This is a genomic window from Streptomyces puniciscabiei, assembly GCF_006715785.1.
GTDB classification, from domain to species: domain Bacteria; phylum Actinomycetota; class Actinomycetes; order Streptomycetales; family Streptomycetaceae; genus Streptomyces; species Streptomyces puniciscabiei.
This window is the reverse complement of sequence record NZ_VFNX01000002.1, coordinates 816674-838136: the sequence shown is the minus strand read 5'-3', so window position 1 is coordinate 838136 and position 21463 is coordinate 816674. Positions and strand designations below refer to the sequence as shown.

General features: G+C 72.8%; 18 protein-coding genes and 2 pseudogenes. 5 read left to right on the top strand and 15 right to left on the bottom strand.

The features are described 5' to 3' along the window. Positions 1 to 3: 3 nt before the first annotated feature. Positions 4 to 987 carry an aldo/keto reductase gene (locus FB563_RS34800; protein WP_055705846.1) on the top strand — a complete coding sequence of 328 codons (984 nt, stop codon included), beginning with the start codon at positions 4 to 6 and terminating at the stop codon, positions 985 to 987. A 53-nt stretch (positions 988 to 1040) separates the two neighbouring features. Then, on the top strand, positions 1041 to 1565 hold the full coding sequence (locus FB563_RS34795; RefSeq protein WP_055705845.1) for a DUF6328 family protein: 525 nt from the start codon (positions 1041 to 1043) through the stop codon (positions 1563 to 1565). Here FB563_RS34795 and FB563_RS34790 read toward each other — a convergent pair. The 9 genes and pseudogenes from FB563_RS34790 to FB563_RS34750 form a co-directional block, all read right to left on the bottom strand. Then, positions 1562 to 1975 (bottom strand): VOC family protein, encoded by a 414-nt coding sequence (locus tag FB563_RS34790; protein WP_055705844.1) that lies wholly within the window; start codon positions 1973 to 1975, stop codon positions 1562 to 1564. The genes FB563_RS34795 and FB563_RS34790 overlap by 4 nt on opposite strands. Before the next feature lie 206 nt (positions 1976 to 2181). Beyond that, on the bottom strand, positions 2182 to 2607 hold the full coding sequence (locus tag FB563_RS34785; protein WP_055705843.1) for an SsgA family sporulation/cell division regulator: 426 nt from the start codon (positions 2605 to 2607) through the stop codon (positions 2182 to 2184). Positions 2608 to 2690: 83 nt separating this feature from the next. Continuing rightward, a pseudogene (locus FB563_RS45635) lies at positions 2691 to 2939 on the bottom strand (hypothetical protein); the annotation flags it as partial. Between the two features lie 244 nt (positions 2940 to 3183). Continuing rightward, positions 3184 to 4155: an LLM class F420-dependent oxidoreductase gene (locus FB563_RS34775; RefSeq protein WP_055705841.1), complete on the bottom strand. Its 972-nt coding sequence runs from the start codon at positions 4153 to 4155 to the stop codon at positions 3184 to 3186. A 50-nt stretch (positions 4156 to 4205) separates the two neighbouring features. Continuing rightward, positions 4206 to 5771, bottom strand: a complete 1566-nt coding sequence (locus FB563_RS34770) for a serine/threonine protein kinase (protein WP_055705840.1) — start codon at positions 5769 to 5771, stop codon at positions 4206 to 4208. 198 nt (positions 5772 to 5969) lie between these two features. After that, positions 5970 to 6932 carry a threonine/serine dehydratase family protein gene (locus tag FB563_RS34765; RefSeq protein ID WP_055705839.1) on the bottom strand — a complete coding sequence of 321 codons (963 nt, stop codon included), beginning with the start codon at positions 6930 to 6932 and terminating at the stop codon, positions 5970 to 5972. Positions 6933 to 7121: 189 nt separating this feature from the next. Continuing rightward, a complete protein-coding gene (locus FB563_RS34760) occupies positions 7122 to 8141 on the bottom strand; it encodes a polyprenyl synthetase family protein (RefSeq protein ID WP_055705838.1) in 1020 nt (339 codons plus the stop codon). Next, a complete protein-coding gene (locus FB563_RS34755; protein ID WP_055705837.1) occupies positions 8138 to 9178 on the bottom strand; it encodes a tetratricopeptide repeat protein in 1041 nt (346 codons plus the stop codon). Before FB563_RS34755 ends, FB563_RS34760 begins: the two co-directional genes overlap by 4 nt. Before the next feature lie 156 nt (positions 9179 to 9334). Further along, positions 9335 to 10012, bottom strand: coding sequence for an AIM24 family protein (locus FB563_RS34750; RefSeq protein WP_055705836.1), 678 nt, complete (start codon positions 10010 to 10012; stop codon positions 9335 to 9337). A gap of 340 nt (positions 10013 to 10352) precedes the next feature. Here FB563_RS34750 and FB563_RS34745 point away from each other — a divergent pair, with 340 nt between their 5' ends. Both FB563_RS34745 and FB563_RS34740 read left to right on the top strand, forming a co-directional pair. Then, complete coding sequence (locus tag FB563_RS34745; RefSeq protein ID WP_055705835.1) at positions 10353 to 12137, top strand: M4 family metallopeptidase; 1785 nt, start codon at positions 10353 to 10355, stop codon at positions 12135 to 12137. Between the two features lie 610 nt (positions 12138 to 12747). Next, positions 12748 to 14004 carry an SGNH/GDSL hydrolase family protein gene (locus FB563_RS34740; protein WP_055705849.1) on the top strand — a complete coding sequence of 419 codons (1257 nt, stop codon included), beginning with the start codon at positions 12748 to 12750 and terminating at the stop codon, positions 14002 to 14004. A gap of 128 nt (positions 14005 to 14132) precedes the next feature. Here FB563_RS34740 and FB563_RS34735 read toward each other — a convergent pair. The 4 genes and pseudogenes from FB563_RS34735 to FB563_RS34720 all read right to left on the bottom strand — a co-directional run. Beyond that, a pseudogene (locus FB563_RS34735) lies at positions 14133 to 14836 on the bottom strand (AAA family ATPase); the annotation flags it as partial. 42 nt (positions 14837 to 14878) lie between these two features. Next, on the bottom strand, positions 14879 to 15241 hold the full coding sequence (locus FB563_RS34730; RefSeq protein ID WP_055705832.1) for a UBP-type zinc finger domain-containing protein: 363 nt from the start codon (positions 15239 to 15241) through the stop codon (positions 14879 to 14881). Beyond that, positions 15238 to 16707: an ATP-binding protein gene (locus FB563_RS34725; RefSeq protein ID WP_055705831.1), complete on the bottom strand. Its 1470-nt coding sequence runs from the start codon at positions 16705 to 16707 to the stop codon at positions 15238 to 15240. The genes FB563_RS34730 and FB563_RS34725 overlap by 4 nt, the downstream gene beginning before the upstream one ends. A gap of 16 nt (positions 16708 to 16723) precedes the next feature. After that, on the bottom strand, positions 16724 to 18400 hold the full coding sequence (locus FB563_RS34720; protein ID WP_055705830.1) for an NAD(P)/FAD-dependent oxidoreductase: 1677 nt from the start codon (positions 18398 to 18400) through the stop codon (positions 16724 to 16726). Positions 18401 to 18573: 173 nt separating this feature from the next. Here FB563_RS34720 and FB563_RS34715 point away from each other — a divergent pair, with 173 nt between their 5' ends. Beyond that, positions 18574 to 19440: a universal stress protein gene (locus FB563_RS34715; RefSeq protein WP_055705829.1), complete on the top strand. Its 867-nt coding sequence runs from the start codon at positions 18574 to 18576 to the stop codon at positions 19438 to 19440. A 1-nt stretch (position 19441) separates the two neighbouring features. Here the strand turns inward: FB563_RS34715 and FB563_RS34710 are convergent, their stop codons facing one another. Both FB563_RS34710 and FB563_RS34705 read right to left on the bottom strand, forming a co-directional pair. Continuing rightward, positions 19442 to 20677 carry a DUF4032 domain-containing protein gene (locus FB563_RS34710; RefSeq protein WP_055705828.1) on the bottom strand — a complete coding sequence of 412 codons (1236 nt, stop codon included), beginning with the start codon at positions 20675 to 20677 and terminating at the stop codon, positions 19442 to 19444. A gap of 31 nt (positions 20678 to 20708) precedes the next feature. Further along, entirely contained in the window at positions 20709 to 21455 is a 747-nt protein-coding gene (locus FB563_RS34705) for an MBL fold metallo-hydrolase (RefSeq protein WP_055705827.1), read from the bottom strand. Between the last annotated feature and the right edge of the window lie 8 nt (positions 21456 to 21463).

Genomic DNA, 21463 nt, shown 5'->3' with positions numbered 1-21463 from the left:
GCCATGGACGAACGCGTGATCGGCAGGTCGGGTCAGTGGGCATCGGTGATCGGACTCGGCACATGGCAGCTGGGCGCCGACTGGGGCGACGTGGACGACAAGGAGGCGCTCGCCGTCCTCGAGGCCGCGGCCGAGGCGGGCGTCACCTTCTTCGACACGGCCGACGTGTACGGCGACGGACGCAGCGAGGAGACCATCGGCTCCTTCCTGCGCGGCCGGCCCGACCTGCATGTGCTGGTGGCGACCAAGATGGGCCGCCGGGTCGAGCAGATCCCCGAGAACTACGTCCTGGACAACTTCCGTACCTGGAACGACCGCTCCCGCCGCAATCTCGGCGTCGACCGCATCGACCTGGTCCAGCTGCACTGCCCGCCGACGCCCGTGTATTCCTCCGACGCGGTGTTCGACGCCCTGGACACCCTGGTCGAGGAGGAGCGCGTCGCGGCGTACGGGGTGAGCGTGGAGACCTGCGCCGAGGCGCTGACCGCCATCGCCCGGCCGCACGTGGCGAGCGTGCAGATCATCCTCAACCCGTTCCGCATGAAGCCCCTGTACGAGGTGCTCCCCGCCGCCCGCGAGGCCGGCGTCGGCATCATCGCGCGCGTGCCCCTGGCCTCCGGTCTGCTGTCCGGCAGGTACACCAGGCACACGGTGTTCGCGGCCGACGACCACCGCACCTTCAACCGGCACGGCGAGGCCTTCGACCAGGGCGAGACCTTCTCCGGCGTCGACTACGAGAGCGGGGTCGAGGCCGCCGCCGAGTTCGCCGCGCTCGCACCCGAGGGCTACACCCCGGCCCAGCTCGCGCTGCGCTGGATCATGGAGCAGGACGGCGTGACCACGGTGATCCCCGGCGCCCGCAACCCCGAGCAGGCCCGCGCGAACGCGGCCGCGGCCAAGCTGCCGCCGCTGCCGCCGGAGACGGTCACCGCGATCCGCGAGCTGTACGAGCGGCGGATCAGGGAACAGGTCGAGCACCGGTGGTAGGCACTCCCGTACCCACCGTTTGAACGAACGGCCGGGCGGATACACGACACCGCATGACGGCGGAAGGACAGCGCAGGGGGCGCAACGAGACCGAGGAGGAGCGGGCCGACCGGATGTGGGGCGATCTCATCCAGGAAGTCCGCGTCGCCCAGACGGGCGTGCAGATCCTGTTCGGCTTCCTGCTGACCGTCGTCTTCCAGCCGAAGTACGCCACGCTGCCCCACGCCGACCAGGTCATCTACATCGTGACGGTCGTCCTGGGCGCCTGCACCACGGGGGCCCTCATCGGGCCGGTCTCCCTGCACCGGCTGGTCTCCGGCCGCCAGGTCAAGCCGCGGGCGGTGCGGCTGGCATCCCGGATGACCCTGGTGGGCCTGGTCATGCTGCTCGCCACCATGACGTCGGCGCTGCTGCTGATCCTCCGGGTGGCCACGCACAGCACTTGTGTGCCGGTCCTGGTGTCACTGGTCGTCGCCTGGTACCTGCTGTGGTGGCTCGGCCTGCCCCTCTGGACCCGCCGCCGGCACACGTCCCCGTCCGGCGACGGGGACGCGCGCCCGTCCGGGGGCCCCGGCTAGGGGCGGACGTACGGCCGGGTCATGACCTCCATGTTGTGCCCGGCCGGGTCGGCGAAGTACGCGCCACGGCCCCCGAAGAGGCGGTTGATCCGGCCGGGCTCGCCGTGGTGCGGGTCGGCGTAGTAGGTGACGCCGAGCGCCTCCAGGCGGGCGATCATGCCGTCGAACCCTTCGTCGGGCACGAGGAACGCGTAGTGCTGCGGCTGGATCGGCTCGTCACGCTTCTCGTAGTAGTCGAGCGTCACCCCGTTGCCGAGGTCGACCGGCAGGAACGGCCCGAACGGGGCGCCGACCTCCAGCCCCAGGACGGCGGCGAGGAACTCCGCCGACAGCCGGCGGTCCGCGGCGAGGACGGCGGTGTGGTCGAGCCGGACGGCGGTCGTCCGGGTGTGCTGAACAGAGCTCTGCATGGGTGTCTCCGGGTGTCGGGGTCCTTGGGAAGCGGCGCCGGCCTGGGCGCCGGGGCTGGAGCACACGGAGACAACGGCGGGCCTCGCGCCCGCCTCGCGCTCACGCCGAGGCCGGGAACCTCACTCGTGCGTGGCACATGGCCGACCCGGCAGTCACCCGGGTGACCTTACTGATCACTACGGGCCGGGGCAACCGCCCGAGATCTTCAGCCCGCGGAGAGGATCTCGGCCAACAGCTCGTCGACGGGGGCGCGTTCCTGCCCCGGCGGCACGAGCCGATGGGTTTCCCGCAGGAACGCGGCGACCGCGGGCGCCCAGGCGAACACCACCGCGTGCTGCCGGCCGCCGTCCGGGCGGACGTCCCCGAGGAACTCCATGCGCAGCTCGTGCCAGGCACCGGTCGCGGCCGGCCGCAGCCGTACGTCGCCGACGCCGACGGGCCGCACCAGGCCCTCGGAGAGCATCTCCCGGTCCAGCCGCCAGCAGGCCAGCACCCGGCCGTCGTGGCCGAAGACGGCGGTGACGGCGAACGGGTCGTCGGCGTCGTAACGGAGATGGGCGAGCACGGGGCACCGGCCGGTGCCTTCCGAGCGCAGCTGTACCACCAGGGTCTTGTGCACGAAAACGGTCACGCGAGGGCCTCCGGCGACGATCGGCTCAGGGTCCTCCAGTACCCCCGTGACGCCCGGAATGCTCAACCAGGCGGCGGATTCCCGCCGGCTCCGGCGATCTGCCGGACGTACCCGATCCGGTCGGAGGCCCGGCTCCCGGTGCCGACGGCCTTCTCCAGGTCGTCGGTCCGTACGACGTCACGCACCGGCTCGTCCGGCAGCTCGGGGTCCTCCGGCACCCGGTCCAGCAGGGCGGCGCGGGCCGTGCGGGCGGTGGCGGGGTCGGCGGGGATCGCGGCACGCAGCGGGGTCGGGTTCTCGGCGGCCTCCAGTGTCTTGGTGGGCGGATGCCCTCGGCCCGGGCCACTCGTCCGCGTCCGGCAGCTCGGTCTCCCGGCCCGGCCGCAGGGCAACGAAGTGCGCACGAACCCGTCGTCGGCGGCCCGGTCCCAGGCCTTGCAGCAGCGCATGACCCCCTCCGGGGAGCGGCCGGCCGGCCGCGCTCACGGGCGTCGCGCGCCGCCAGGTCGGACAGCGGCGCGTCGGCCGCAGCGGGCGCGGACAGAAAGGGCCACAGGGACCCCAGGGACCGTTCTGTCAGCCGAAGGCCTCCCGCAGCGCGGGCAGCAGGGTCTTCGCCGACCAGTCCAGGTACTCCTGCTGCGCGTCGCCGCCGATCTGCACGAGCGCGATCTCCCCGAACCCGGCCTCGGCGTACGGCCGTACGGCCTCCACGAAGGCGTCCGGGTCGTCGCCGCACGGGATGGAGGCGGCGACGTCGTCCTCGTCCACGAACTGTGTCGCGGACTCGAAGGAGTCGGGGTGCGGCAGTTCGGCGTTCACCTTCCAGCCGAGCCCGAACCAGCGGAACTGGGAGTGGGCGCGCTTGACCGCCGTGTCCCGGTCGGGGTCGTAGCACACCGGCAGCTGGCCCACCCGGGGTTTGCCGGCGCCGCCGTGCCGGTCGAAGGCCTCCAGCAGCCCCGGCTTCGGCTCGGTCGCGATGACCAGGTCGGCGAGGTGTCCCGCGAGTTTGCAGGACTGGTCGCCGGAGACGGCGATCCCGATCGGCGGGGGCTGGTCCGGCAGGTCCCACAGCCGGGCCGAGTCCACGTCGTAGTGCGGCCCGTGGTGGGTGACATGGCCGCCCTCGAACAGCGCGCGGATGATCCCCACGGCCTCCTCGAGCATCTCGTGGCGCACGTCCACCGGAGGCCAGCCGCCGCCCACCACATGTTCGTTCAGGTTCTCCCCGGCGCCCAGCCCGAGCCGGAACCTTCCCTCGGACAGCAGCTGCACCGTGGCCGCCTTCTGCGCCACGATCGCCGGGTGGTAGCGCAGGATGGGGCAGGTCACATAGGTCATCAGCGGAATCCGCGAGGTGGCCTGGGCGGCGGCGCCCAGCACGCTCCACGCGTACGAGGAGTGGCCCTGCGAGCGCAGCCACGGAAAGTAGTGGTCGGAGATCACCGAGAAGTCGAACCCGGCCTCCTCGGCCCGCACCACGTGGTCCACCAGTTCCCGGGGACCTGCCTGCTCGGTCATCATCGTGTATCCGATTTGCACCATGACCGGCGAGTCCCCGGGTGGCGGGGAGGAAAACGAACCACCGGCTCCCGTCAGTCCGCCGGTGCCCGGAACGTCTGCAGGAACGTCCTCAGTGCCAGCCGGTTCGTGGCATCGTCCCAGGTCGCGGCCGGGGTCGTGAAGCGCAGGGAGAAGGCGTCGCCGCCGCCGGTCAGGAAGCCGCGCCCGAAGGTGTGGACCCGCGCGTCTCCCGTCCCCGCCAGCCACTCCAGGTCGGCGGCCTTGTACCCCTGGTAGGCGGTGGCCCGGACGGTGCCGACGCGGTGGTAACCGGGCAGCCGCTGCAGATCGGGTTCGACGTCGTCCCGCCAGACGGCCACGGGATCCGGGCCCACGTGCTCACTGTGCGTGACGGCGAGGGTGGGGGAGGTGCCGTCCGGGCCGAAGGTGACGCGGTAGGCGCCGCCGACGCGGGAGGTGGTCAGCCGCTTCCAGCCGTCCGGCAGAGCGACGGAGAAGCCCTCCGGGGCGGTGTAGGGGTGATAACCGGCCGGCAGGGCGGGTGAGCCGTTCGGAGCCGGGGCCGGGGAGGAGGACGCCGTGCCCGCGGTGTGCCTGCCGGACGGGGCGGCCGAGGCGGTGGGGCGGGCCGGTGCCTGGGCGCTGCCGGTGCCCGGCAGCTGGTGGGTCGCGGCCAGGACGGCGGCGGCGACGGTGACCACGGCCAGCGCGGTACCGGCCGCCAGGATCCCCCTGCTCGGCTGCCGCCCGGCCAGGCGGACGCCGGCGTACGCGCCGCGCAGCCGGGGTACGGGGGCCGGCTCGCGGTCGGCGTCGGCGTCCTCGTCGAGGGTGCGGATCAGGGCCTCCTGGACCACCTGCCGGGTCAGCCGCTCGCGCGAGTTCTTCCGCAGCAGCCCCTGCACGGCCTGGGTGAGTGAGCCCGTGCGCAGCGGGGTGCGCAGCGGCAGCCGGTCCACGGCCTTCAGGGTGGCGTCGGGCCGGCCGCGGTCACGGAACGGCGGCCGGCCCTCCACCATCGTGTACAGCAGCGCGCCCAGTGCCCACAGGTCGGCGGCCGGTCCGATGCGCTCGTCGCGGGCCTGTTCGGGCGAGGCGTAGGACGGTGCCGCGAGCCGTGGCACCAGGGTCGCACCGGCCAGCCCGAACCCGGTGACGACGACCGGGCCGCTGTCCCGGACGAAGACCTGGCCGGGGCTCAGCTCGCCGTGCGTGATGCCCTCGGCGTGCGCGGCCTGCAGCACGTCGAGCAGTTCCAGGCCGATCCGGGCCGCCCGCGCGACGTTGAAGGCACCCTCGCGGTCGAGGAGTTCGACGAGGGGTGTGCCGTCGATCCACTCGACGACCGTCCACAGGGTGCCGGCCTCCACCACGGCGTCGACGACCGTGGCCACCTGGCCGGGACACACCAGCCGCATCGTCTCGGCGGTCCGCACGACGCGAGCCGTGACCCGGCGCGCGGTGTCGTCACCGGCGGGCTCCGGCAGGGTGGTCTGGGCCACCAGCCGGGGCTGGTCCGCGGCCACGTCCTCGGCGTACCACCACAGGCGGTTGGTCTCGCGGGCGAAGACCTCCAGGAGCCGGTACCGTCCGGCGACCAACTCGTGTGCGGAGACGTGCGCCTTGGTCATGGTCATCCCTCGCTGAAACCCCTGTTGCGTGTCTCACAGAGGTACGCGGGGCGTGCGGGGGTGCGTTCAAAGAATCCGCGAGTCCGGCGCCGTTCCTGCCTTTCATTCAATTCTTCGAAAGGGCTTTCGAGTTTGGGATGGCCGCGCCCGGGGCCGTTCGACCTGCGGGTAACCGAGGGTAAATTCCCGGGGACGGCCCTGGCATCACAACAGCCCGAACTGCTCGGCCCAGCCCGTCAGCTCCCGTGGTGTCGTATTGCCGCCGCAGACCACGAGCCCGATCCGGGCGCCGTCGCCGACCCGGGCCGCGATCCGGCGGGCCGCCGACAGCAGACAGCCCGCGGCCGGCTCGGCCCACACCTTGGCGTGCTCGGCGAGGTCCAGCGAGCCCTGCACCGCGTCCCGGTCCGGTACCACCAGCACCTCCTCGACCAGCGCGGACACATGGTCGTACGTCAGCTGGGAGACGGAGGGCGCGCTGAGCGTGGTGACCAGGGACGACAGGCGCACCGGCACCGGTCCGCCCGCCCTCAGCGCGCCGGACGCGGCCTCGGCGCCCTCGGTCTCCACGCCCCAGACGCGCACGCCGGGACGCCGGGCGGCGAGGGCCGCCGCGACCCCGGCGATCAGCCCGCCGCCGCCGATGCTGACCACGACGTCCGTGAGGCCGTCCACCGCGTCCTCGGCCAACTCCAGCCCGACCGTGCCCTGTCCGGCGATCACCACCGGGTCGTCGAACGGGTGGACCAGTGTCAGCCCCTCGTCCCTGAGCCGTGTCACCAGCGAGAAGGCGCTGTCCATGCCGTCGGTCAGCCGCACCTGCGCCCCCGCCCGCTCGGCGAGCGCGATGGATCGCCCGGGAGCGGTACGGGGCATCACCACGGTCGCCTTCACATGCAGGGCCGCGGCCATCACCGCGAGGGCGATCCCGTGGTTGCCGCCGCTGACCGCGACCACGCCCGCCGCCCGCTCGGCCTCGCTCAGCGACAGCAGCTTCGCCGTCGCCCCGCGTGCCTTGAACGAGCCGGTGCGCTGCAGCAGTTCGAGTTTGGCGGTGACCGGAACGCCGAGCAGCTCGGTCAGCCCCGGACTCGGCACGGTGGGCGTCCGTACGACATGTCCGGCGATCCGCTCCGCCGCGGCTTCGATCTCCTTGATGCCGATCAAGGTGCTCCACCCTTCCGGCGCGGGGACGAGGGGCGCGCCGTTCGCACCCTGACCCGCGTGGACGCCCGGGGTCAACACGGTGTCGCAGCCGGCCCGGGTGTGCTGACCGGAGTGGTCGGTGGTGCGGCTGCCCGGGGTGTGGCCGGCGGCCCCGGCCGCAGGCCGGGCGAGGGGGGTCCGCGACAGGGCCTACACCTCGCGGCCCACCAGGAAGTCCAGCAGCCGGAAGAGGTCCCCGGCCGCCTCGGCGGCCAGCGGTGCCTGTGCGAGCAGTGCCCGGGCGGCGGCCGTGTGCGCACGGGCCTCGGTCAGCGCCGCGGTACGGCCGCCCGCCGCCTCGATCAGCGCGGCGGCCTCCGCGGCGCGGACCGGCGCGTCGAGCAGTCCGGGCAGGGCGCGGGCCGCCGGGGAGGCGAGCGCGGCCAGCACCGGGTACGTCTTCTTGCCCTCTCGCAGATCGCCACCCACCGGCTTGCCGGTGACGGCCGGGTCGCCCCAGATGCCCAGCACGTCGTCGACCAGCTGGAAGGCGACGCCGAGATACCGTCCGGCCCGGTCCAGCGCGCCGGCCGTGGCCTCGTCCGCCCCGCCGAGCACGGCGCCCAGCGCGGCGGCGCAGCCCAGCAGCGCGCCGGTCTTGCCCTCCGCCATCGACCGGTACTCCTCGGGCCTGACCCGCTCCGGGCCCGTCCAGGGCCGGGTGGCGAACAGCAGGTCGTCGGCCTGCCCGCGCACCAGATCGGCGAGGGCCGCCGACAGCAGTCGTACGGCGCCGGCGCCCTGCGGAGCGGTCGCGAGGGTCTCCACCGCCAGCGCGAACAGGGCGTCACCGGCGAGCACCGCCGGTCCCGTGCCGTACGCCTTCCACACGGCGGGGCGGCGGCGCCGGGTCGCGTCGCCGTCCATGATGTCGTCGTGCAGCAGGGAGAAGGCGTGCACCAGCTCCATCGCGACCGCCGCCGGGACACCGGCCCGCCCGTCGGCGCCCGCCGCCTCGGCGCCGAGCACCGCCAGCGCCTGCCGTACGCCCTTGCCGCCGGGCGCGGTGGCGGGCGCCCCGCCGACCTCGCACCAGCCGAAGGAGTACCCGGCCATCTCGGCCACCCACGGATGCAGCCGGCCCACCGCCTCGCGCAGTGCCGGGCGGACCAACTCACCGCAGCGGACGAGGACATCCTGCGCCGATGGCGGCGCCTGTACGGTGGTCACCGGGCCGCCTCCGCGTCCAGACCGAACTCCTCCTGGGCCCGGGCCACCATCTCCCGGGCGTGTTTGAGCCCGCTGCGCTCCAACGTCCTTGCCAGCTCGGCGAGTTCGGCCGCGGTCTCCGCTCGGTCCCGGCCCAGCTGCGCCCGTGACTTGGCCAGGCCCAGCCGGGCCAGCGCCTCGCCGCGCGGTTCGCTCATCGCGCGGAACTCCTCCAGGGCCAGCTCGTACATCTCCCGCGCCTCGGCGTAACGTTCCGCCCGGTACAGGACGTTGCCGCGCATCTTGTGGTTGTAGGCGAGGGCGCTGGAGAGGTTCATCGCCCGGCAGGAGGCCTCCGCGCGGGACAGCAGCTCCAGTGCCCGCTCGGTGTCCTTGTCGCGCACGGACAGGATGTCGGCGAGTCCGCGCAGCGCCCAGGCGTGCCCCCGCCGGTCCTCCGCCTGCTCGGCTATCTGCGCCGCCTCCTCGAACAGCGCGTACGCCGTGTCGTGGTCGCCGGTGTTGCGGTGCATCTGCGCGATGCCCTCCAGCGCCCACACCGTGTGCCGGGCCTCGCCGCGCCTGCGCGCCTCGGCCAGCAACTGCTCGTGCAGCCGGCCGACCGCCGCGTAGTCGCCCTGGATCCGGCCGGTCTCCGCGAGGCCGGCCAGTGAGTAGCCGCGGACGACGATGTCGCCGCCGCGCTCGCCGAGTTCGGCCGCGAGTCCCAGCAGCCGCCAGGCCAGCGGGAAGGCCCCGCGCTGCCGGGCGAGGGTGCCGCCGCTCCACAGCGCCCACGCCATCGCGGCGGTGTCGCCGGCCGCGCGGGCGGCGCGGTAACTCGCCTTCCAGGCCCGGTCCGCCTCCGCCGTGTGGCCGAGCCGCCGGTGCGCCTCGGCGACGGCCAGCCCACAACGGGCCGCCTCGGCGCTGCGCCCCGACCGCTCGGCCTCGCGCAGCTTCTCGGTGCCCTCCGCCAGCACTTCGACCAGCGAGGAGTTCACGGACAGGGTGGTCAGGGCGCCCTGGTACTCCGGGGCGAAAGCCTTGCCGTACATACGTACCTCTCTATACACGGCGTGTATACGCAGCGTGTATAGCATCTCGGATTGACGCCCCGGCCGAGGGGACCGGGGCGTGTCGGTCTGTTGCCGATCAAGACGCGGGGACGGCGAGGGGGGTTGCTCGTGCGACGCGGATCACCCTGTGAACGTTCAGTGCTGCTGGGTCTTGTTCGGGGTCAGCTCGCTCGGGCGCACCACGACGAAGCCGTCGCCCCGGAGCATCAGCTGCACGGCCTCGCCGGAACCGCCGCGCAGCATCGAGCCGATGGACTGGGAGCGGTGCAGCGAGGTCTGAAGATGCGCGGTCCAGCCGACCACCGCGTCCGTGTCGACGTACACCGGGGACTGCGCGGAGACCGGTATCACCAGCGGGTTGCCCTCGCAGACCAGACCGAGCCGGCCCTGCCCGCTGAACACGCTGTTGAACAGGCCGCCGCCGGCGATGCCGGACCCCTTCACCGTCTTGATGTCGTACGACAGCGAGGCGTCGAAACACAGCACGTTGCGCCCGTTGACGGTGAACTGGTCGCCGGGCTCGATCTCGACGATGAAGCAGTTCTGGGCCTCGTGCGCGAACCAGGCCTCGCCCTGTCCCCGCACCGCCATCAGGGGCAGCCCCTCACCGGTGACCGCACGCTTCAGCATGCCGCCGACGCCCTGCCCCTTGCGCTCGAACTTCAGGTCCCCGCGATGGGCGATCATCGCGCCCTGACGGGCGTACATCTCGCCGTTCACCGCGTACTTGACGCACTTGGCGTTCTCGACGGACATGCCCGGCTCCACCGCCGGCTGCACCACGTGCTCACTGGAAAAGAGATCACCCTTCATGCGGGGCATGGTGTCCCGGAGGATGCCATTCCGCCAAGATCACGCAAAGTGCACGAGGCTTGATGAGACCTCGGTCACATTCCGCCCTCGGAACCCGGGGGATTGAGCCGACGTCTCCACAGCCGACACACAGTTGGTCAGGCAGTGGCCACTCTATGGAGCGCATTCGTAAAGGATTGCCATAGAAGGTTGCGAAATCGATCATTCCACCTTTACGTGGACATGACTGATCCGTAAGGGTTACGCCTTGGGGCCCGACCAGCCCCCGTGACGTGAAACCGCGTCATGCGTCAAGGCAGTTGGGGATCCCGGCTGCCTCAGTACGAAGGAACCCTGATCCTTGCGTAGACCGCACATACGCAGCGTCGCAGTCGCCATCGCGGTGACCACCGCTGCCACGGGCCTGGCCGGAACGGCTTTCGCGGGTCCCTCCACGGGGGCGGAGCGGTCCTCGACGTCCACCACCACGAACGCCACCGCGGTGGCCGAGGCGGCGCGCACCGCGGCCTTCGCCCACGCCTCGGCGACCGGCGTCTCCCAGGGCGACGAACTGCACGCGCAGGACGTCATGCTCGACCCCGAGGGCGCCCGGCACGTCCGGTTCGTCCGCACGCACGACGGCATGCCGGTGCTCGGCGGCGACCTCATCGTCCACCTCGACCACCAGCTGGGCTACACCGGCGTGACCCGCGCCGCCGGCCACGCAGTCGAACCTTCCGCCACCCAGGCCAAGCTGACCGCGGACCAGGCCGCCGCCAAGGCCGCCCAGGCCGCCAAGGGCGACGCGGGCACCGCCCAGCTCGTCGTCGACGCGCGCGGCGGATCCTCCGCCCTCGCCTACCAGGTGTCCGTGACCGGCCAGGACGGCACCAACACCGTCGTCATCGACGCCGTCACCGGCAAGGTGCGCAGCAACACGCCCGACAGCGACGAGTTCCTGTCGCCGAAGCTGCTCGAGAACCTGCGCAAGCACGGCGAGACGATCGACCCGGCCACCGGCACCGCCTCCCCCGCCCCCGAGTCGCTCCTCGGCTCCGGCGTCTCCGGCGCCACCCGTTACCCGTCGGCCGCGAAGGGCACCGGCAAGACCCTCTTCGTGGGCAGCGTCGGCCTGACCACCACGGCGACCTCGCGCGGCCACTACCAGCTCAAGGACCCGAGCCGGTACGGCACCGAGACCCGGGACGCCAAGGGCTCGTACACCGAGAAGTTCGGCGCGGGCGCGCAGTTCACCAGCACCACCAACGTGTGGGGCAACGGCACGACCAGCAACCGTGCCAGCGCCGCCGCCGACGCCCAGTACGGCATCACCCAGACCCTGGACTTCTACAAGAAGACCTTCGGCCGCAATGGCATAGCCAACAACAGCAAGGCGGCCCAGGGCATGGTCCACTGGGGCAAGAAGGTCGCCAACGCCTTCTGGGACCCGACCTGCAACTGCATGCTGTACGGCGACGGCGACGGCCAGACCTTCAAGAAGCCGCTCGTCGTCCTCGACGTCACCGGTCACGAGCTGACCCACGGCGTGGTGGACGCGACCGCCAAGCTGCAGCCGACCTACGTCGACGCCGACGGCAACCAGTACGGCGAGCCCGGCGCGCTGAACGAGTCGCTCGCCGATGTCTTCGGCTCCAACGTCGAGTTCTTCACCAACAACAAGAAGGACACGCCGGACTACCTGATCGGCGAGAAGCTGGGCCTCGCCCAGAAGTTCCTGCGCCGTCTCGACCACCCGTCGCTCGACAAGCTCGAGGGCACGATCGACTACTGGTCGCCGGACACCTACTACACCGAGGTGCACGCCGGGTCCGGTGTCTCCTCGCACGCCTACTACCTCCTCGCGGAGGGCAGCGGCAAGAAGACCATCAACGGGGTCAACTACGACTCGCCGACCTACGACCACTCCACGGTCAAGGGCATCGGCCGGGCCAAGGCCACCGCGATCTTCTACCGTGCGCTCACCCGCTACATGGTCTCCACGACCGACTTCCACGACGCGCGCGTCGCGACGCTGAAGGCGGCCAAGGACCTGTACGGCGCGAACAGCACCGAGTACAAGACGGTGGACAAGGCGTGGGCCGCGGTCAACGTCACCGCCGCCAACACCCCGGCCGCGCATCACTGACGCAGCCGCCGCACCACCGGATGCCCCGCCCCGCGCGGGGCATCCGCATGTCCGGGGCGGCGGACGGACTGCCCCAACCGCCGCCGGTGCCACGAGCGACGCCTGAGCTGCCGATCCCGGCTGTGGTGAGCGCCCCGACCGGCGGGAGAAGGTGATGTGCCCGGGGCAGTCCGGGCGCGACCACGTACCGCCGGCTCGCCCGCCGCGGGCCTCTTGCCCGGCGGCCGGGTACGGCCCGCTCGTCCCTCGGCGGGTGGCGGCCCGAGCGTCCGCCCGATGACCAGGACCGGAGCCGCTCGCGGGGGTGCGTGGCCGACCCGCGCCGCCGGCAGGCGACCGCCCACCGAGGTGCGCGACCGCCGTGTCGGCGCGACCACGTACGGCCGGCTCGCCCGCCGCGGCCCTCTTGCCCTGCGGCCGGGTACGGCCCGCTCGTCCCTCGGCGGGTGGCGGCCCGAGCGTCCGCCCGATGACCAGGACCGGAGCCGCTCGCGGGGGTGCGTGGCCGACCCGCGCCGCCGGCAGGCGACCGCCCACCGAGGTGCGCGACCGCCGTGTCGGCGCGACCATGACCTGCGTGGGATACGCAGGCACGTCCCGGACGGTCCTGATGCCACCCCGGCAGGTCCGTCGTGCCCCGGGACCTCGCGCGAGGACCGGCCGGTTCGGACGCGTCCGCCGCGTCGCCGCCGCCCTGCTCACCGCCGTCGTCTGCCAGTCAGCGCCCGCGCGGGCGACCGCTCTGCCCGCGTCCGCCGAGCAGGCCTCCGGGGTCGTCACCTGGGCGGCGAGCGCCGACCGCATGGGCGAGACCACCGGTGCGGAGGGCTACCGGCTGATCGTGCACACCAGCGTCGGCGGCGACGATCTCCGCGTCCGCCTGAGCAACGCCTTCGGTGACCGGCCGTTGACCGTGGACAGCGTCTACGCCGGAGTGCGCAGCGAGGGCGCCGCCCTGCGGCCGGGCAGCAACCGGCCGCTGACCTTCGGCGGCGCCCGTACCGTCGTCGTCCCGGAGGGTGCCGCCGCCTGGAGCGACCCCCTGCCCGCTCCGCTGCGGGCCGGCACCGACCTGGTGGTCAGCCTGCACACCCCGGCCGCGGCCGGACCGGCGACCGGCCACTTGCTGGCGATGCAGACCTCCTACACGGGCGGGGGCGACCACGCCGCCGAGGAGAGCGGCACCAACTGGACGCGGACCACCGGCTCCTGGTGGTACCTCGACGCCGTGTCCGTACAGCCCTCCCGCAGCACCGGGAGCGTGGTCGCGCTCGGCGACTCCCTCACCGACGGCTGGCACTCCACCGCGGATCTGAACCGCCGCTGGCCCGACTACCTGGCGAGGCGCCTGCACACGGCCCGGACGGCCGTCCAGGGCGTCGCCGACGAAGGCATCGCGGGCAACCAGGTGCTCGCCGACGGCACCGGGCAGAGCGCCCTGCACCGGCTGGACCGGGACGTGCTGTCCCTGCCCGGAGTGCGCACCGTCTTCCTCTTCGAGGGGGTGAACGACCTCAAGGCGCACACCGGTGTCAGCGCGCAGGACCTCATCTGGGGCTACCGGAAGATCGCCGAGCGGGTGCACGCGGCGGGGAAGTGCGTGGTCGCCGCCACGATCGCCCCCTTCGAAGGCCGGCCCGAATGGGACCCGGCCGCCGAGGCCGTACGCCGGGAGGTGAACCGGTTCCTGCGCACCAGCGGGGAGTTCGACGCGGTCACCGACTTCGACCGAACCCTGAGCAGCCCCCACGACTCCGCACGGCTGCTGCCGCTCCTCGACGGCGGTGACCACCTCCACCCCGACGACAAGGGCATGCGGGCACTGGCCGACGCCGTCGACTTCCGCAGCCTCGACTGCACCCGCTGACCGGCAGTTCCGGCCGGCTCACCCCGCCCCGCTCGGCTCCGGCGCGATCAGCCCGCGGCGGTAGGCGATCGCCACCGCCTAGGTACGGCTCGCGGCGCCCAGCTTGGCCAGGAGGTTGGAGACGTGCACACCCCGCCGGCGTGCGTGCCGGCCGCCGCGAACAGCTCCTGCGCGTAGAACGCGTTGCCCTCGGCACGGGCCACGATGCCCCGTACGACGGCCTCGGGCAGCGGCCGGTCCTCCAGGGCCCGCACCAGCTGGGCGACCTGCGGATCCGGCAGCGGCCGCAGCTCCAGCCGCTCTACGGCCGGCAGCCGGACCAGCTCGGCGAGGAGCGGGCGCAGGGGGTGGCGGCGGTGCAGATCGTCCGCACGGTAGGAGGCGAGGACCGCCAGGCGCCGCTCGGGGCCGCCGCCCGGCCGGTGCAGCACACCCCGGCTGAGCAGGAAGCGCAGCAGGTCCCGGGAGGACCGGTCGGCCCAGTGCAGGTCCTCCAGGACCAGCAGCAGCGGTGCCACGACGGTCAGTTCGGTCAGCAGCCCGGCCATGTCCTCCGCAGTCCGGGCCGCCCGTCCGGGCCGCCCGCGGGCTCCGTGCCCGCGCCCGGCAGCCGGTCCACCGCGGGATGCGCGGCCGGCACGGCTGCGAAGCGCTCGTCGGCCGCGAGCGCGCCCAGGATCTCGGTGAACGGCAGATACGGCAGGCCCACGTCACCGAGGCCGACGCAGTGCCCGGTGACCACGGTGCTCCCCGCCCGCGCCGCCTGCCCCGCGACCTCGTCCAGCAGCCGTGTCTGAAGACGATCTGCGACACGCCCTCTTCCTGTCACCAGGGACTGACATGGGGCCTGTGACGCAGGGGACGGGACCGGTACTCAACCCCGCAGCGTCTCCGCCCAGTTCTTCGGCACCCGCCCCACCGGCCCCGGCACCGGCTGATCGACGGGATGGCTCTCGGGCGGCGCCAGTTCGGGCCCCGCGGTGTACAACTCCTCCGTGGTGTAGTCCCAGAACCACTCCTCACCCGGCTCGAAACTCCGGATCACCGGATGCCCCGTGGCCTGGTAGTGCGCGGTGGCGTGCTTCGCGGGGGAGTCGTCGCAGCACCCGATGTGCCCGCACCGCGCGCACCGGCGCAGGTGGAACCACCAGCCGCCGGCCTCCTCGCACTCCACGCAGCCGGTGCCGCTGGGCGGGACGCCCGGGTCGATCGCGTCGGCCTTGTCGCTGGTGCTCATACGGCTTCCTCCGCTCGCTCGACGGATGTGTCCGGCAGCTCGGCGGTCAGCGGGAGCAGCACCTGGAAGCGGGTGTCGCCCGGCACCGACTCCACGCGCAGGCTGCCGTGGTGCTTGTTGACGACGATCCGCCAGGAGATGTCCAGACCCAGCCCGGTGCCCTCGCCGACCGGCTTGGTGGTGAAGAACGGGTCGAAGATCCGGTCCTTGATCTCCGGCGGCACCCCGGGCCCGGTGTCCCGGAACTCCACCAGCAGCCGCTCGTGGTCGAGCGCGGTCCGTACGGTCAACGTGCCCGTGCCGCCCGCGCCGTTGATCGCGGACACCGCGTTGTCGATCAGGTTGGTCCACACCTGGTTCAGCTCCGCCGGATAGGCGGGCACCGGCGGCAGCGTGCGGTCGTACTCCTTCACGACCCCGATGCCGGCGCCGATCTTGCCGGAGAGCATCAGCAGGGTGCTGTCGAGGAGTTCGTGCACGTCGACCACGCGGTAGGGCGCCCGGTCCAGCTGCGAGTACTGCTTGGCCGCGTCGACGAGGTGCGAGATACGGGTGGTGGAGTCCTCGATCTCGTTCATCAACAGCTCGGTCTCGATGGTGTAGTTGAGCCAGGCGACCGCGCCGCCCAGGATCTCCTCGTCCACGGCCGCCGCGACCTGCTCCAGCCAGTCGACGTCGAGCCCGGCCTGCACGAAGGTCGGCGCCAGCTGCCAGCCGTGGTCGATGCCGTGGTCCTCCAGCCAGTCGGTGAGCAGGTCCTCCCGGTCGGCGGCCTCCAGCGGACTGAGCACCGGGGCCTTGGCGACCCGTTCGGCGGTGCGCTCCTGGATCTCGATCAGGCTCGCCAGCGCGTCCCGGGAGAAGGGCCCTTCGGCGACCACGGCGAGCTTGTGCCGCATCTTCGCGACCCGTTCGCGCAGGGTCGCGGTGGCCCGGACCGCTGCCGCGGCCGGGTTGTTCAGCTCGTGCGTGAGCCCGGCCGACAGCGAGCCGAGCGCCAGCAGCCGCTCCTGCTGCCCGATCGCCGCCTGGGTGCGCTTGGACCCGAAAAAGAGGCCCTCCAGCAGGTGCACGGCCATCGGGAACCACTCGGTCATGACGTCCGCGAAGATGTCCGCCGGCAGCACGAAGAACCGCGTCGGCTCCGTCACCCGCATCGAGTTGGTGTAGACCTGCGGCACCCGGTCGCCGAGGTAGGCCTGCATCGCGCCCGCGTACACCCCGCGCTGCGAGGTGCGGGTGACCTCCACGTCGTCGCCGCCGACCCGGCGGGACAGCACCACCGTGCCCTCGATCATCACGAAGAAGCAGGTGGCCGGGTCGCCCTCGGTGTACACCGGACCGGGCTGGAACAGCTCCACCCGCCCCGCGCAGCACAACCGGCCCAGCTGCTCGGGGCTCAGCTTCTCGAAGAGGAACAGCGAGCCGATCTCCTTGGGACTGCACGGCACGATCTGCCCGCTCATGACTGCTCCTGATCGCTCATGACTGTTCCAGATACCGGTGGACGAGCATCACGGCCATGGCTCCCTCTCCGACGGCGGACGCGACCCGCTTCGCGGACTCGGCACGCGCGTCACCCGCCACGAACACGCCGGGCACGCTGGTCTCCAGGTGGTACGGCGGCCGGTCCAGCTCCCAGCCGGCCGGCGGCCGCCCGTCGGCCGTCAGATCGGGCCCGGCCAGGATGAACCCGCGCTCGTCGCGCAGCACCGCGTCGCCCAGCCAGTCGGTCAGCGGGGCGGCACCGATGAACACGAACATCCACTGCGCGTCGACCCGTTCGCACGCCCCGGTCACGGTGTGACGCAGCGTCAGCTGCTCCAGGTGGTCCGAGCCGTGCGCCGCGTCCACGACCGTGTGCGGGCGCACCGAGATGTTGGGCGCCTCGTTGATCTGCTGGATCAGGTAGTGGGACATCGAGGCCGACAGGTCGGGGCCGCGCACCAGCAGCGTCACCGACTTCGCGCCCCGGGACAGGTACATCGCCGCCTGGCCCGCCGAGTTGGCGCCGCCGACGATGTAGATGTCCTGCCCCTGGCAGGAGGCGGCCTCGGTCAGCGCCGAGCCGTAGAACACGCCGCAGCCGGTGAGGTCGGTGCAGCCCTGCGCCTGAAGCTGCCGGTACTGCACGCCGGTCGCGAGGATCACGCTGTGCGCGGCGATCGCCGTACCGTCCGCGAACCGTACGACCCGGGCGGCGCCGTTGACCTCGAGTCCCGTCACCTCGCGGGTGGTCAGGATCTCGGCGCCGAACTTGGCCGCCTGGCGGCGCGCCCGGTCGGTGAGCTGGGCGCCGGAGACGCCGTCGGGGAAGCCCAGGTAGTTCTCGATCCGGGAGCTCTGTCCGGCCTGCCCACCGGTCGCCGACCGCTCCACCAGGACGGTCCTGAGCCCCTCGGAGGCCCCGTACACGGCCGCGCCGAGCCCGGCCGGCCCGCCGCCGATCACGATCAGGTCGTAGAAGTCGGCGGTCGGAGTCGTCGCCAGCCCCACCCGCGCGGCCAGCTCGGGCGCCTCGGGCTCGACCAGGGCCGTGCCGTCAGGTGTGATCACCAGCGGCAGCCGTCGCCCGTCCTGTCCGGCGGCCGCCAGCAGCCGCTGTCCCTCCGGTTCCTCCACCGAGTACCAGCGGTACGGCACCTGGTTGCGGGCGAGGAACTCGCGCACGTCGGACGAGCGCGCGGACCAGCGGTGCCCGACGACCTTGGTGCTGGGCACGGGCCGGTAGGCGCTGCTGCGCCACGCCTGAAGCAGGTCGTCGAGCACCGGATAGAGCTTCTCCTCCGGCGGATCCCAGGGCTTGAGCAGATAGTGATCGAGATCGACGACATTGATCGCGTCGATGGCGGCGTTGGTGTCCGCGTACGCGGTGAGCAGCACCCGCCGCGCCCCCGGATAGACGTCCAGCGCCTGTTCCAGGAACTCGATGCCGTTCATCTGCGGCATGCGGTAGTCGGCCAGGATCACCGCGACCAGTTCGCCGCGCAGCTTCAGCTCGCGCAGCGCCTGCAGCGCGGACTCCCCGGACTCCGCGCGCACGATCCGGTACGACTCGCCGTAGCGCCGCCGCAGGTCGCGGGCGACGGCACGGGAGACCCCCGGGTCGTCGTCCACGGTCAGGATGACGGTCCGCGCTGCCTCGGCGGCCTGTGCCATGCGTCTCCCACCCCGAGCGTCGGTTCCACGGGCCGGTGTCGTGGGGACCACCGCACCCGTTCGCAGCCATCGTATGTTCGATCGCCCCGATCCGCCCTCGGATAGCCGTGCGGGCCGGTGCCCGATAGTGGGCACCAGCACCGGGAGAGCGGCGACGACGAGGAGGCCCGCGCATGGCACGCACGATCACGGCAGGGGTGGACGGCACCGAGGAGAGCCTGGCCGCGCTGGAGTGGGCGGGCCGGGAGGCCGTGCGCCGTGCGCTGCCCCTGCGCGTCGTGCACGCGTGGCGGTACGCCGAGTCGCTCGCCGACACCGACCGGGACACCCAGCACGACTGGGTGTCGCAAGGGGTGGCGGAGGCGGTGCGGGCCGTCTCGGGGCGCCATCCGGGGCTCGCGGTGAGCGTCGACGTGGTCGAGGGCGAGCCCGTGCAGGCGCTGGCCCGGGCCGCGGCGGAGGCGGAGATGCTGGTGCTGGGCTCGCGCGGGCACGGGCCAGTGGTCGGGTTCCTGCTGGGGTCGGTCGGACAGCAGGTGATCGCCGAGGCGGCCCGGCCGGTGGTCCTGGTGCGTGCCGGGGACCGTCCGGCGGCCGAGGCCGCCGGACGGGACGTCGTGGTCGGCCAGCACGGCGACCCCGAGGACAGCGCGGCCACGCTGCGGTTCGCGTTCGAGACGGCCGCGGCCCGGGGCGCGGCCGTACGGGCCGTACGGGCATGGACCCTGCCGCCGGTCTTCGCATACAGCCCCGGCTCGCTCAGGCTCCTCGACGACGCGGGCGGTCTCGAGCCCTACGAGCGGCAGGCGCTGACCGAGGCGCTCGGGCCGTGGCGGGAGCGGTTCCCGGAGGTGCCCGTGTCAGAGCACGTCGAGCTGGGCAGCGCGGGCCAGGTGCTGCTGGTGGCGGCCGCTGCGGCCCAGCTGCTGGTCGTCGGGCGCCGGGCGCACCGTACGGCCGTGGGCACCCGGATCGGCTCGGTCGCGCACGGGATGCTGCACCACGCCGAGTGCCCGGTCGCCGTGGTCCCGCACGAGTGAGTCACTCGGCCTCGGTCGGCTGCAGGGTGGCCCGTGCCCTGGGCAGCACGTGGTCGATGTAGTCCTGGACGGCGGTGTCGAGTCCTATGTCGTGCTGGGCGCGCTCGGACAGGTACCAGCGGTGTTCGAGGAGTTCGTGGTAGATCTCGGCCGGGTCCATGGAGCCGCGCAGCTCCCGCGGGACGGCCCGCACGGTGGGCCGGAACACGTCCCGCACCCATCGGTGGGCCAGGACCTCGGGGCGGGCGGCGAGGGGGTCGCCGGGCGCGTAGTCGTCCTGGGTGGCCATCCAGCTCTCCAGGTCGTTCAGCAGCCGCCGCGCCTGGTTCTCCTCGGCGTCCAGGCCGGTCAGCCGCAGCAGCTGGCGCTGGTGGTGGCCGGCGTCGACGACCTTCGGCACGAAGGTGACCGTGTCGCCGCCCGCCGAGTGCTCGATCTGCATCTCGGCCACGTCGAAACCGAGGTCGTTCAGCCGCCGGATCCGGCGTTCGATGTAGTGGTACTTGCCCGCCGGGTACACCGAGGTACGGGTCAGCTCCTGCCACAGCCCCTGGTACCGGGTGCAGATCTCGTGCCCGAACTCCACCGGGTCCACGGACGGGTGCAGCGCGCCGGACGCCTCCAGGTCCAGCAGCTCGCCGCTGATGTTCACCCGGGCCAGATCCAGGTCGTACTCCCGCTGCCCGGGGCTGAGCCGTGGGTGCAGGTCGCCGGTCTCGGCGTCGACCAGATAAGCGGCGTAGGCGCCCGCGTCCCGACGGAAGAGGGTGTTGGACAGCGAGCAGTCGCCCCACGCGAACCCGGCCAGGTGCAGCCGGACCAGCAGCACGGCGAGGGCGTCCATCAGCCGGTGCATGGTCGCCGGGCGCATGGTGGTCTCGAACATGGAGCGGTACGGCATCGAGCCGCGCAGATGCCGGGTGATCAGCACCGGCTCCAGCGGGGCGCCCGAGCGGTCGGTGCGGCCGGTGACCACGGCGAGCGGGTCGACGGCGGGGATGCCGAGCCGGTCGAGGTCGCGCAGCAGCCCGTACTCGCGCAGCGCGGGCCGCTCGGCCAGCTCCTTGACGGCGATCACCTCGTCGCCGGCGTGCGCGTATCGCACGACGTGCCGGGAGATGCCCCTCGGGAGCGGCACGAGGTACTCCTCGGGCCACTCCTGAAGGGGCACGTCCCAGGGCAGGGCGAGCAGGAGCGCGGGGTGCTCCGGGTTCGTGGCGCTGATCTGCAAGGCCATGGCACGAACCCTAAGGCCCCGGCCGGGTGTTCTAGGAGGCCCGGTCCCGGGCCAGCTCGGCCGCCGCGCGCACCGAACCCCGGTGGACCGGCCCGTGACCGGGCAGCAGGGTGTCGGCGTCGAGCGCGCCGATCGTCCCGAGGGAGGCCAGGACGCCGGCGCGGTCGTGATGGAAGAAGTCGAGCAGTATCTGCGGCCCCTTGACGCGCGAGGTCGCGTGGCCGCTCACCAGGGTGTCACCGGAGATGACGATGCCCGCCTCGGGAAGGTGGTAGGCGCAGTGGCCGTCGGTGTGGCCGGGGGTGTGCACGGGCACCGGGCCGCCGGGCAGGTCCAGCGGGCCCTCGTTCGGGAACGGCTCGGGCGCGGTGACCGGATTGTGCTGGGTGCCGCCCACCTGGATCACGTGCCGCGCCCACGGCACGACGCCCGGCCGCCAGGCGTTGCGCACCACGTCGCCGATGCCGGCCTGGTGGAGGAAGTCCCGCCGTGCGTGCGGTACTTCGGCCGGGTGCAGGTACACGGGGGTGCCGTGGGTGGCGCGCAGGTACTCGGCCGAGCCCAGGTGGTCGTTGTGCGCGTGGGTGATGAGCACGGCGGTGACCGCCTCCGGTGAACTGCCCACCTCCGCCAGGGAAGCCAGGAGTCCCTCGCGGTCTCCCGGATAGCCGGTGTCCACCAGGGTGACGGCGTCCCCGTCCTTCAGGATCACCCAGTTGACGTGGTTGCCGTGCACCAGATGGATGCCGTCGGCGACTTGGTGTACCTCTGCCCGCATGATCTCCC